We start from the raw sequence: 12,079 nt of genomic DNA, 5'->3' as shown, positions 1-12,079 counted from the left end.
CTAGCTGCTGAAAATCCAGATTCCTGCTGCGGGAATTACTAGGAATACGCAGATGATGTAGGCAATGATGGCGAAAACATTGGTGCCGATGACATCGGCAAGTTTCTCGGCAAGGCGTACAGGTAAATAGCGCAGAGGCGAAACAGCCAAAATAATGAGCGCGCCAAAGACGTTGTAGGAAAGGTGAACCAGAGCGAGTTCAAGGGCTTCGGTCTGGTCGCCAACCACTGCAAACGCTGCAAGTATGGCGGTGATACAGGTGCCGATATTCGCGCCAATAGTAAACGGATAGATGCCCTTTGTGCTTACCGCGCCGGAGGCCGCCAGAGGGATGACAAAGGACGTTGTCGAAGAGGATGACTGCAATAGCATAGTGGCCCCGAGGCCGGAGCCAATGCCAGACCAAAGGTTCTTCCCAACAATTGCCTGCGCTACGCGGCGCGCTTTGCCGACAAGGAGCGAACGCAGCAACTGACCGATCATCGACATGCTGAAGACGATCAACGCGAGACCGATTAGACATAAAATTGCGCCAGAAGCCTCTGGAGAAAACGAGGATGTTAGCTTCTGAATCTTGGCAACAAACGGATGCGTAATAGCTTGCAATGCGCCCGGAATAAAAGAGGCTTCACCGTAGATGCCAAGGCTATCGATTTGATAGGCCAATACAGCAGTTAGCTTCTCCAAAACGCCAAAGGAAATCTGCAGTCCAAGGAAGATGAAGAGGCACAGCAGGTTGAAGGCGTCGTGAACAGTTGCAGCAGCAAACGCTCTCTTGAGGTCTGCTTTGTTTCGGGCAAAGCCGAGGCTAACAATGCTGTTGGTGATCGTCGTGCCAAAGTTTGCACCGATCACAACTGGAATAGCGATGGAAAGAGGAAGACCACCGGCAACCATGCCAACCAACACAGCGGTAATTGCAGAAGAGCTTTGAACAAGAGCAGTTGCCAGAACCCCAACTAGTACACCGGCGACCGGATTGGTCGCGAACTGCATGATAAGGTCGATCTTGGTGCTGGAGAGCGTTTCAAACCCAACTTCAATCAACCCAACTGCGCAGAACAAAAGATACGCAAGAAATGCAACGGAAACCCAATTCAAAAGGGCAACGCCAAGCGCATCCTCTGATTTCCCGTTGTCGTAAGAATTCATTGCTATTCCGCAGTTGTTGCTAGTCAGACCAAGAAGACAATCGCCTTCTCTTATGCTTCGAGAAAAGGCTAGACCAAACCGTGTTGCATGTATCGCGCAGGTTTTACCTCTTTTCGTAGAGTATGCGCTACCTGTTTTTTCTAGGCCAGAAGTCGGCCTCGCTAAATCAGTTTCGGCTTTCTATTGCTACTTGGCGTGTGCGCTGTCAACATGCGCCCGATTTGAATCAGCGACTTATTTTTTAAGATCAGAGTTTATTTTCGGAATCAGAGCGAGGGCCGATCAATGAAGTTATTTAAGTTTGGCATGTCTTTTCTTGCCGCTATTGCCACGGTGAACATCGCAAGTGCAAGCGAGCTACCTGATCTGGGCGGACGTACTGTCGTTGCCGTTACAGAAAACGCCTACACCCCATTGAACTTTGCTGATCCTAAAACAGGTGAGGGCATCGGCTGGGAATACGATGCGTTCAATGAAATCGCCAAACGCCTGAACTTCAAAGTTGATTGGAAGCTTGCGTCTTGGGACACCATGATTGAGGCTGTGCGTCAGGGCCAGTTTGAAGTGGGCATGGACGGCATTACCATCAATGAAGAGCGCGCCAAGCAGATTGACTTCTCCAATCCGTATATGACCTCTGAAATGTTCATGCTTGTTCGCGCTGATGAAGACCGCTTTGACAACGCTAAAAGCTTTGCGGGCGATGATGATCTGCTGGTCGGTGCGCAGCCGGGTACAACGAATTTTTATGTAGCTGTCTATGACATGCTGGACGGAGATGAAAACAATAAGCGCATCCAGTTGTTCGAAACCTTTGGCGCTTCTGTGATGGCTCTGCGCTCTGGTGATGTTGATACCGTTTTGATGGACGCAACCTCTGCACGCGGCTACATGGGGGCGTCACCTGATAGCTTCAAAGTGGTAGGCGGCCCGCTTGGTTCGGAAGACTTTGGCTTCATCTTCACTCCGGGTTCTAATCTCGTTGGCCCTGTAAACGCTGCTCTGGACCAGATGCGTGAAGACGGAACTCTGGATGCTTTGAACCAGAAGTGGTTCTTTGAATATAAATCCCAGAACTAATTTCTAGTGGGCGGGCTATAGCTCGCCCCTTTTCCATTATTTTGAACGGACTTTTAATGCGGCAAGCTCAAAAGGCGCGCAGAGAGTTTCCATACTGGTTGCTAGCTGCGGGCGTCATTGCAGTCCTCTTTGCTTGGTTTATTGCCGTTGACGGCGACTACCACCAGATTTTCCTAAACCTCTCCAGAGGCATCTGGACCACTTTGATCGTGGCATTCGTCTCGTTTTTTTGTGCCTGCGCTCTTGGTCTAGGCATTGCTTTGGCCCGAACATCCGAAAGGCGCCTTTTTAGAGAGTTTGCAAGCTTCTACACAGAGGTTATGCGCGGTCTGCCTATTCTGGTGGTTCTGTTCTACATCGCTTTTGTAGGCGCGCCACAGTTGGTCGCTCTCTACAATTTGGTGTTTAGCTGGGCGATCGAGCTTGGCTGGCTAGATAAAATCAGAGTGCGCGACTTTTCCATGTCAGCGCGGGCGATCTTAGCGCTGACCCTTTGCTACTCAGCGTTTATTGCAGAGATCTTTCGAGCCGGTATCGAGAGTATTCCGAGAGGACAGGTGGAAGGTGCAATGGCGCTGGGGCTATCCAAATGGCAAACGTTCCGGTTGGTTGTCTGGCCCCAAGCACTCAAGAATGTGCTGCCGCCGCTTGGCAATGACTTCATTGCGATGATCAAAGATAGTGCTCTGGTTTCAGTCTTGGGCGTTCAAGATATTACCCAGCTCGGCAAAATCTATTCGGCCTCTACATTCCTGTTTTTTGAGACCTACAATGTGGTCGCCTATCTCTACCTAACCATGACGATGAGCTTATCGCTCTGTGTTCGAGGGCTAGAGCGGCATCTAAAACGCAATAGCCACGATACAGCTGCTTAGAGTGGACAATAAAAAAGCCCGGCTAACGAAGTCGGGCTTTTTGAATTCAAGAGCAGGCGATTAGCCAACCAGCGTCTTGCCGGTGCACTGCAAATCCTGACAGGCTTCAGCGAGACGCTCACGAATGCCAACTTCGCCGGCACGAAGCCATTTACGCGGATCGTAGAGCTTCTTGTAAGGAGCGCCGGTTGTTGGGTCGATCTGGTGCTTAAAGGCGGCGGGGTTGTCGTCAACGTACTTGCCGATTGGCTCGGCAAAAGCGAACTGTGTATCGGTGTCGATGTTCATTTTGAACACGCCGTAGTTCAGGCTTTCTGCAATCTTGTCCTTGTCGGAACCAGAGCCACCGTGGAAGACGAGCGGTACAGGATTTTCGCCAAGGCCATAGGTTTCAGCAACCAGCTTCTGGCTCTCACGTAGGATTTCAGGGCGAAGCTTCACGTTGCCCGGCTTGTAAACGCCGTGCACGTTGCCAAAGGATGCTGCAACGGAGAAGTGTCCCAGATCTTTCAAGCGCTTGTACGCTTCAAGAACCTCAGACGGCTGCGTGTAGAGCTTCGCGTTGTCAGCAGAGATATCGTCGTCGGAACCAACGCCGTCTTCTTCACCACCGGTTACGCCGAGCTCGATTTCGAGGCTCATCTGCAGCGGCGCCATCAGCTTAAGCATGCGCTCGCTCTCGGAGAGATTGTCCTCAAGAGACTCTTCGGAAAGGTCGAGCATGTGAGACGTGAATAGCGGCTTTCCGTTCTTTTTGTAGAAGTCTTCGCCATGCTTGATCAGCGCTTCAACCCAAGGAATGAGCTTGCGGTTTGCATGGTCGGTATGGAGAACAACGGCAATGCCGTAATGCTCTGCCAGAAGGTGTACGTGCTGGGCGCAGGAAACGGCACCAAGAACTTTAGCTTCAAAGCTATCGCTCATGCCTTGTCCCGCGTAAAACTGGGCACCGCCGTTAGAAAGCTGGATGATAATGTCGGTCTTGTTGGCCGCAGCCGCTTCCATAACAGCGTTTACAGAATTGGTACCAACCACGTTGACAGCTGGAAGGGCATATTTGCCATCGCGGCATGCTTCCAACAGTGCTTTATAATCTTCCCCGAAGACAACGCCAGGTTTGAGCTTGACCATTAGTTTACAGGGCTCCCATATTCAGTCTGCGCCACATCGGAGGGTGTATTCCCCAATCGGCTGCTACTTTGCCAAGGTGGTTATGTGCCGTATTCTGGCATCTGGGTGATGCCTAACCTATTGTCTCGTAATAATACAAGTGTCTTTTGTGCGAACACGTTGTTAATTCAGATAATACGTAGCAACGCTGTCATGCTTATTTCTGGAATCGATAAGTATCAGCGAAATCTATGTTTCCAATGAGGCGCCTTGCGCAACTTCAGTAAAGTATTTCTGGTCAAATCCATTTGAACTATGTAGTTAAATCGATTTAATGGTTCAGAGTATTTCGGAAAAATGCATAACCTCCACGCCGGAGCCAACTCTCCTTAAGGCGCTTTTGAGTTCAATCAGCAGGCCAATTTCATCACCAGTTACCAGACCTGCACCACACTCTCTTATGGATTCTATGAGGTTTGGTGTTAACGAAGTCATTGAATTTGCCTGTGAATGAGCTGTCAGACCAGCGTGAGGAAGCATGTCCCGAAGCGGGAGAACCTCAATGCCATTCGATTTTTCCAACAAGCGGCGAAGCGGCGAGTCGCTACCAAGTAATGAGGGCACAGCCTGTTGCTGCAGCAAGGCGACGCGGCCATGGTATCTAAATGCCTGCTCAGGACGGTTGCGAAGAGCTAGCTCCAAAAAACTTGCTAGATCATAGGTTTTGCGGGCCAGCTTTCTACATCGACGCTGCCAGCTGGAATTACTTGGCTGTTGAACGGCGTAGCCCGTCATCGTCAAAGCGCAGGAGGGGGTGGGAGAAACAACCGCATCGTAACGCGAGAACTGGTCGATAACCTCTTCCGACAAGCGCAGGGCTTCTGCGGTATCACCGCTTTGTGCAGCTACTCGGCCGCAGCAGCTTTGAACCATGGGAACATCAACATCAAACCCCAAACGGGTGAGAGCCAGGGCCGTAGCCTCTATCACCTGTGGTCTGTAAAGGCTGGTCAAGCATCCTGAAAAAATGCCGACTGTCTGGGGAAGGGGAGTGGAAGCCATAGAAACAGAGCATTCACGTAAATAGTCGATCTTTGATCTATAGCGCTGCGACCATAATCGGCAAGATCAAAAAGCGCAGGAAGCGCCTTCGGCCAAACCTAACAGCTCTAATAGAAAAAGGAGCCACCATTGGTCGCTCCTTCAAACTCTTCAAAAAGTAGGCAGTGCCTTACTTCTTGGTGCCGTCTGCGTTGAACTGCTCAAGATAGGCAATCACGTTGACGATATCCTTGTCCTTACGCAGGCCGGCAAATGCCATTTTGCCTTTAGGGATCACGTCCTTAGGCTTGCGCAAGTATGCTGCAAGTGTCTCATCATCCCAGACGCGGCCTTCTTCTTTGCCAGCTTTCAGCGCTTTGGAGTATTTATAGCCTTGGATGTGGCCCCAATCGGCGCCAACTACCCCGTTCAGCTGAGGGCCGACCTTGTTTCTCGCCTTCTCACCAACAGCGTGGCAGGCCTTACATTTTTTGAAAACCTTCTGACCGGCTTTCAGGTCTGCGTCAGCTAAAGCAGCCGAACCAGACATAAGCAGCGCAACTGCAGCAACAGCGCTAAAAAGTTTCATGGCGACCCTCTTTCATTTTTCTCATCAGAGGCGGACCTCCGTGGAATTTAGGTAATAAGACCTATAATATACACTCTATGGTTTGTATTTGGATTTGCTACACTTTTGTGTGGACAATCTGTCGCACCGCAGCAGCTGTACTCAGTCTCGAGCTTCAAGGTCTTTGTCCCAATACGGCTCAGATCCATAGGTGGATGCAAGAAAGTCAACGAACGCGCGCAGCTTTGGCGGTGTCAGGTGGCGGGAAGGATAAACGGCGTAAAGGCCGGTGCGGCTTGTTGCTTTGTAGTCGGGTAGCACCACTTGCAGCTTTCCGGTGCGCAGTTCATCGCCGACATCCCAAGTAGAACGGAGCGCTACACCCATTCCAGCAAGTAGGGCCTCACGAACCACTTCGCTGGAGTTTGTTCTCAGCCTGCCAACACATTGAAAAGTCATGTCGCCGTCCGGGCCTTCAAGGTGCCATGTATCTTGCTGACGTGCAGCGAGGCACGCGTGGTTTTCAGAAAGATCTTGCAGGGAATGAACCGGTCCATGCCTTTCCAGATATTGGGAGGTTGCGCACAAAACGCGGTGTATTGGTGCAAGTCTTTTGGCAACCAGACTGGAATCCGGCAGTTGCCCAATGCGAATTGCAAGGTCGTACCCCTCGCCAACGATATCGACAAAGGTATCTGAAAGGTCCAGATCGATGTGGACGAGCGGGTGCTCCTCCATAAAGCGCGTGAGATGCGGAGCAATGTGCATGCGGGCAAAGGATGTTGGCGCGGAAACACGCAAAGTACCGCTCACCTGCGCGGAGCCCGTAGCAACAAATGCCTCTGCTTCCTCGATGCTGGATAAAATGGTGCGAACCCGCTCGTAGTACCCTTGGCCAGCTTCTGTGAGCGCAATTTGGCGCGTTGTTCGCTGCAACAGCCTCGTTCCAAGCCGCTCTTCAAGTCGTCGCATCTTCTTGGAAACAACCGCAGGAGAAATGCCAAGCTCACGGGCTGCAGATGACATGCCACCTGCGCTCACCACTCGGGCGAAAATCTCCATTTCGGTAACTGGGCTCATTATTGCCTCGGCGGAAAAGGTTCTACAACATTATTGCTATTTCGATTGGTAAGCGGTTGTGTCACATATAGTCAAATCATCCAAATGGAGAACTGCGTACATATTGCGTGCGTAGTGCATAAGGAAGCTGGGAGACTGCTTTATGTCAGGCATAGCAATGCCCAAACCCTCACAGGAGACGCTCGCTAACAGAGCTGCGATTATCCGCGCCCTGCAAGAGATCGTGCCGGGTGAAGGGGTAATTCATGATGACACGGAGCTTCGCCCTTACGAGACTGATGCCCTAACCGCCTACCGGCAAATGCCTCTGGTTGTTGTGCTTCCTGAAACGGTAGAGCAGCTCTCCAAAGTGCTGAAATACTGTTACGACAACGATGTTAAGGTCGTGCCGCGTGGAGCTGGAACCTCGCTGTCTGGTGGAGCTTTGCCTTTGGAAGATGGCGTACTGATCTCCATGATGAAGTTCAATCGCGTGCTGGATATCGACTTTGCCAATCGCGCAGTTGTGGTGCAGCCGGGTGTAACCAACTTGGGCATTACACGGGCCGTTGAGCACGAAGGATTTTACTACGCTCCGGACCCATCCTCGCAGATCGCTTGCTCCATCGGCGGTAACATCGCAGAAAACTCTGGCGGCGTTCACTCTCTGAAGTATGGCCTGACGACCAACAATGTTCTGGGTCTGGAAATGGTTCTGATCACCGGCGAGGTTATCCGCTTGGGCGGCAAGCACCTAGACAGTGAAGGCTATGATTTCCTCGCACTGATGACGGGGTCAGAAGGCCTGCTTGGCGTTGTTACAGAAGTCACCGTTCGTATTTTGCAAAAGCCGGAAACAGCGCGGGCGGCTCTAGTAGGCTTTCCTTCTTCAGAAGCGGCCGGTCAGTGCGTTGCCCAAATTATCGGGGCGGGCATCATTCCCGGCGGTATGGAGCTTATGGATAAGCTTGCCATCGATGCAGCGGAAGACTTCGTTCATGCTGGATACCCCAAGGACGTTGAAGCCTTGATGATTATCGAGCTGGACGGACCGGAAGCTGAAGTTGACGACCTATTGGCAGCCGTTGCCAAGATCGCAGAAGAAAACCAGTCCTCCTACCTTCGTGTTTCCAATAGCGAGGAGGAGAGGGCAACCTTCTGGGCTGGGCGTAAGTCAGCCTTCCCCGCAGTTGGTCGCATCTCACCGGATTATCTTTGTATGGATGGCACAATTCCCCGCAAGGCTCTACCAGAAGTGCTGGGGCGCATGCAGGAACTTGGGCTGAAGCACGGCCTAAGATGTGCCAACGTCTTTCACGCTGGAGATGGAAACCTGCACCCGCTCATCCTTTACGATGCGAACAAGCCGGGCGAACTACAAGCTGCCGAGGACTTTGGTGCTGATATTCTCAAGCTTTGCGTAGAGGTTGGCGGCGTTCTGACAGGCGAGCACGGCGTTGGCATCGAGAAACGAGACCTCATGGGCGAGATGTTCTCGGAAGATGATTTGAAGCTGCAGCAGCGCGTTAAGTGCGCCTTCGACGAGAAGCATCTTCTCAATCCGGGCAAGGTATTCCCAGTCCTCCATCGCTGCGCAGAACTGGGCAAAATGCACGTTCACAAAGGCGCTTTGCCATTTCCGGATATTCCTCGCTTCTAGAATTGAAGAGTGCTGGGGAACAACAAGATGAGCGCATAAGCGCACGAAATTAGGGGCAAACGGACGTCATGAGCGATTGCTTTAAACCCGAAACCCAAGATGAACTGGCTAAGGTTCTAAGCTGGGCGGCGGCTGAAGAAACACCAATGGAAATAATTGGTTCTGGTTCCAAGCGCCAGCTGGGCAGGCCAGTGCAGGTTGCCTATACGCTCTCACTAGAGAACCTGAGCGGCATTGTCGATTATGAGCCTGCGGAATTGGTGCTAACCGCAAAAGCAGGCACTCCAATTGCTGAAATTGAAGCTCTACTCTCTGAGCATGGACAGGAGCTTGCCTTTGAACCGGTAGATTATGGCGGTGTTTTGGGAACCGGCTACGGTAAGGGCACGCTTGCAGGCGTATGCGCCACCAACTTGGCAGGGTCGCGCCGCTTGAAAGCTGGTGCAGCTCGCGATCATGTGCTGGGCATTCACGGAGTATCGGGACGCGGCGAGATATTCAAAGCCGGTGGCCGTGTGGTGAAAAACGTGACCGGCTACGATATCGCTCGCGCCTTCTGTTCATCTTGGGGAACACTGGGCGTTGCCAGTGAGTTGACACTAAAGGTGATGCCTGCTGCCGCTCTTGAAGAGACTGTCGTGGTTAAGGGACTTAGCGGCGCTGAGGCGAGTGAAGCAATGTCCGCTGCAATGGGCTCTTCAGCGGAAGTATCATCCGCTGCTTTCCTTCCACTGCAGTATGATGATCGGCTTTCTGCGGAACTTGGCGCGATAGATAAGACGCTGACAGTTCTTCGTTTGGAAGGTGTTGAGAAGTCCGTCAACTACCGTGTCGAGACACTACGCTCCTTGCTAAAGCCATTTGGAAGCATTGATGTCTTAAAGAACGAGGGCTCACGGGCCCTTTGGCGTTCCATTCGCCGTCTTGAAGCTTTTGAAGAGGGCGGGGAAGCGCCGCTATGGCGCATATCTGTTGCACCAACCCACTCAGAAAGCGTTGTGCAACGCTTACAGCAACTGGGTGCTTCCAAAGTGCTGCGCGACTGGGCTGGGGGGCTGTTGATCGCTGAGTTTAATGGCGGTGATAATCCTGCTTTGGAAATCCGCCAAGCCATTGCGCAAGCAGGCGGAGGCCACGCAACGCTTATTAGGGGATCGGCTTCGGATCGCGGTTCGATAGAGGTCTTTCAGCCGCAAGATCCAGCATTAGCACTGCTTACCCGCTCTTTGAAAAAACAGCTTGATCCAAAAGGGATTCTCAATCCCGGTCGTATGTACGTAGGGGTTTGAAATGCAAACGAACTTTACTGCAAAACAGCTTGAAGACCCCGGTGTTGCAGATGCTGAACAAATTCTGCGTAAGTGCGTTCATTGCGGGTTTTGTACCGCAACCTGTCCAACCTTCACGCTACTGGGTGATGAGCTAGATAGCCCGCGAGGGCGCATCTATCTCATCAAGGATATGTTGGAAAATGATCGTCCGGCAGACGCTCGCGTGGTCAAACACATAGATCGCTGTCTATCCTGTCTGGCCTGCATGACCACATGTCCATCCGGCGTGCATTACATGCATCTGGTGGATCATGCCCGTGCGCATATCGAAAAGACTTACAAGCGCCCGCTACATGATCGCGTTTTACGCGCATTACTGGCGTTCATTTTCCCGCACCCAAAACGCTTTCGTTGGGCATTGATTGCGGCACATTACGCTAAGCCGTTGGCGCGTCCTCTTAAGTCCCTTGGTGGGCCGTTCCGTCGCTTGTCAGCCATGCTGGCTCTTGCTCCGTCAAAGGTACCGGTACCTTCCGTTTACGCTGATCAGCATGAGATTACGCCCCTGCAGGAGAGTAAGGGCCGCGTTCTGCTGATGCAGGGTTGCGCCCAAAAGGTGCTCTCGCCGTCAATCAATGATGCCACTGTTCGCCTTCTCACCCGTCAGGGCTATGAGGTTGTTTTTGCAAAAGCAGAGGAGTGCTGCGGGGCGCTCGTTCATCATATGGGCAAAGAAGAAGCCGCGCTGGAAAGTGCCCGCCGGAATATCGACGCTTGGCTTTCTGAGAAGGATGGCAAGAAGCTGGATGGCATTGTGATTACCGCTTCAGGCTGCGGAACAACGGTAAAAGACTATGGCCACATGCTGAAGAATGATCCGGCTTATGCTAAAAAAGCTGAGCAGGTAGCGGCGCTGGCTAAGGATATCTCCGAGTTCCTTTGCTCGATTGACCTTGGTGAGCCTGTAGTTGAACCGGATATGACCCTTGCCTACCACTCCGCATGTTCTATGCAGCATGGGCAAAAAATCACCAAGGAACCAAAGTCGCTTCTGAAGGCGGCAGGCTTCAATGTCAAAGACGTTCCAGAAGGGCACCTTTGCTGCGGATCAGCAGGCACCTATAACATTTTGCAGCCGGAGATTGCCGAGCAGTTGAAAGCCCGCAAGGCGAAGAACATTCTCTCTACCCAGCCGCAGGCGGTAGCAACAGGCAATATTGGCTGCATCACACAGTTGGGAACGGCAATGGATGTACCCGTGATCCATACTGTTGAACTGCTGGACTGGGTCTATGGTGGGCAAAAACCAGAGGTGCTGAACGCGTAAACCTGCGGCAAGGCAAAGGTGGCGGGGCGTTTAGTTCGCCCCGTTTAAACCAAGTGAATGGCACTCCAGCTTGATGGTCTCTTCTGCATCCTCATTTGTCTGTGTGCAGGAGAGCAGCATAAAGTCTGTCCCAGCAGCTGAGACATGCGGAATACCCGGCTGCAGCACGTTGATACCGCCTTGGTTCGTTATATTTTGCCAAGCAAGTGCAACCACTACGATAAGCCCGAAGGAAAGCACCACGGCAACGGAAGCTGGCGCGGAGAGACCTCGCGCCTGAGGAACGGCGCGGGCGTGGCGCGCTACGGCTTGGTCAATCGCATCAGCGACTTCGTTAGCAAGTGCCCCTTGCTCGTTAGGCTGGGCGGTTGGGGCACTTGGCGTTTGTGCCTCGGCTATGGTTGCAGTATCAGCCAAAGCAGCCTGTTCCGGCTGTGCTGGAGCTGCTTGCAGGCTCTGGGTTTCTGCGGCGACATTGAGATCATTTTGAATGAACTGCATGTTCCTTTGAAAGACAGGAACATAACCAACATCCGCCATCTTGATCTGAACAGGGTCGCTGGAGCCAGCTTCGCTGTAGTAGAGCCGCAAAATATTGCGTAGGCGGGAGGCATTCACCCGCACAATCGGGTTCACGCGCGGGTTAAACGATGTCGGCTGGTCAAAGACTTCGATTGCAATCGTGATTTCCTTAAGGCCCTCGTGGCGTTCAGCAAGTGTCTCCTCAACCAGAAACGTGAGTAGCCGAGAAATCTTTGGTGAGCGTGTGAACCCGTCGGAAGAAAGAATACGTTTTAGCGCCTCTTGCACCTCGCCAATGGAGATTGCAGGGCTCTCAAAAGTCTTTGTCATTTTAAAAATATCCCCCGCACCCGTTTACGGTCAGCTTAGGAAGAGTGAAAAGGCCCTAAGTTGATCTGGGGAGCGATAAAATCC

Annotated in this window: 11 protein-coding genes; 5 read left to right on the top strand and 6 right to left on the bottom strand. The window is 52.2% G+C overall.

Annotated features, from left to right (window positions below; genetic code table 11):
• Positions 1–1,152, bottom strand: a complete 1,152-nt coding sequence (locus tag E1162_RS01080) for a Na/Pi symporter (RefSeq protein WP_155125748.1) — start codon at positions 1,150–1,152, stop codon at positions 1–3.
• Between the two features lie 285 nt (positions 1,153–1,437).
• On the opposite strand from E1162_RS01080, the gene E1162_RS01075 reads away from it, so the two are divergent.
• On the top strand, positions 1,438–2,232 hold the full coding sequence (locus E1162_RS01075; protein WP_155125746.1) for a transporter substrate-binding domain-containing protein: 795 nt from the start codon (positions 1,438–1,440) through the stop codon (positions 2,230–2,232).
• A gap of 56 nt (positions 2,233–2,288) precedes the next feature.
• Positions 2,289–3,107 (top strand): amino acid ABC transporter permease, encoded by an 819-nt coding sequence (locus E1162_RS01070; RefSeq protein WP_155125744.1) that lies wholly within the window; start codon positions 2,289–2,291, stop codon positions 3,105–3,107.
• Positions 3,108–3,167: 60 nt separating this feature from the next.
• On the opposite strand, the gene fbaA is transcribed toward E1162_RS01070, so the two are convergent.
• The 4 genes from fbaA to E1162_RS01050 form a co-directional block, all read right to left on the bottom strand.
• Positions 3,168–4,238: a class II fructose-bisphosphate aldolase gene (fbaA, locus tag E1162_RS01065; RefSeq protein ID WP_155125742.1), complete on the bottom strand. Its 1,071-nt coding sequence runs from the start codon at positions 4,236–4,238 to the stop codon at positions 3,168–3,170.
• Between the two features lie 318 nt (positions 4,239–4,556).
• Entirely contained in the window at positions 4,557–5,279 is a 723-nt protein-coding gene (locus E1162_RS01060; RefSeq protein WP_155125740.1) for a heterodisulfide reductase-related iron-sulfur binding cluster, read from the bottom strand.
• A 169-nt stretch (positions 5,280–5,448) separates the two neighbouring features.
• Positions 5,449–5,847: a c-type cytochrome gene (locus tag E1162_RS01055; protein ID WP_155125738.1), complete on the bottom strand. Its 399-nt coding sequence runs from the start codon at positions 5,845–5,847 to the stop codon at positions 5,449–5,451.
• Between the two features lie 141 nt (positions 5,848–5,988).
• Positions 5,989–6,909, bottom strand: coding sequence for a LysR family transcriptional regulator (locus E1162_RS01050; RefSeq protein ID WP_371311756.1), 921 nt, complete (start codon positions 6,907–6,909; stop codon positions 5,989–5,991).
• Between the two features lie 139 nt (positions 6,910–7,048).
• On the opposite strand from E1162_RS01050, the gene E1162_RS01045 reads away from it, so the two are divergent.
• From E1162_RS01045 to glcF, 3 genes are all read left to right on the top strand, one after another.
• Positions 7,049–8,545: an FAD-linked oxidase C-terminal domain-containing protein gene (locus E1162_RS01045; protein WP_155125734.1), complete on the top strand. Its 1,497-nt coding sequence runs from the start codon at positions 7,049–7,051 to the stop codon at positions 8,543–8,545.
• 68 nt (positions 8,546–8,613) lie between these two features.
• On the top strand, positions 8,614–9,834 hold the full coding sequence (locus tag E1162_RS01040) for an FAD-binding protein (RefSeq protein ID WP_155125732.1): 1,221 nt from the start codon (positions 8,614–8,616) through the stop codon (positions 9,832–9,834).
• 1 nt (position 9,835) lies between these two features.
• Positions 9,836–11,143 (top strand): glycolate oxidase subunit GlcF, encoded by a 1,308-nt coding sequence (gene glcF, locus E1162_RS01035; protein ID WP_155125730.1) that lies wholly within the window; start codon positions 9,836–9,838, stop codon positions 11,141–11,143.
• 30 nt (positions 11,144–11,173) lie between these two features.
• Here glcF and E1162_RS01030 read toward each other — a convergent pair whose 3' ends face one another.
• Positions 11,174–11,995 (bottom strand): hypothetical protein, encoded by an 822-nt coding sequence (locus tag E1162_RS01030; protein ID WP_155125728.1) that lies wholly within the window; start codon positions 11,993–11,995, stop codon positions 11,174–11,176.
• Positions 11,996–12,079 lie beyond the last annotated feature (84 nt).

Source organism: Pseudovibrio flavus (assembly GCF_009711345.1).
Lineage (GTDB): Bacteria > Pseudomonadota > Alphaproteobacteria > Rhizobiales > Stappiaceae > Pseudovibrio > Pseudovibrio flavus.
This window is presented reverse-complemented; position numbering and strand designations above follow the sequence as displayed.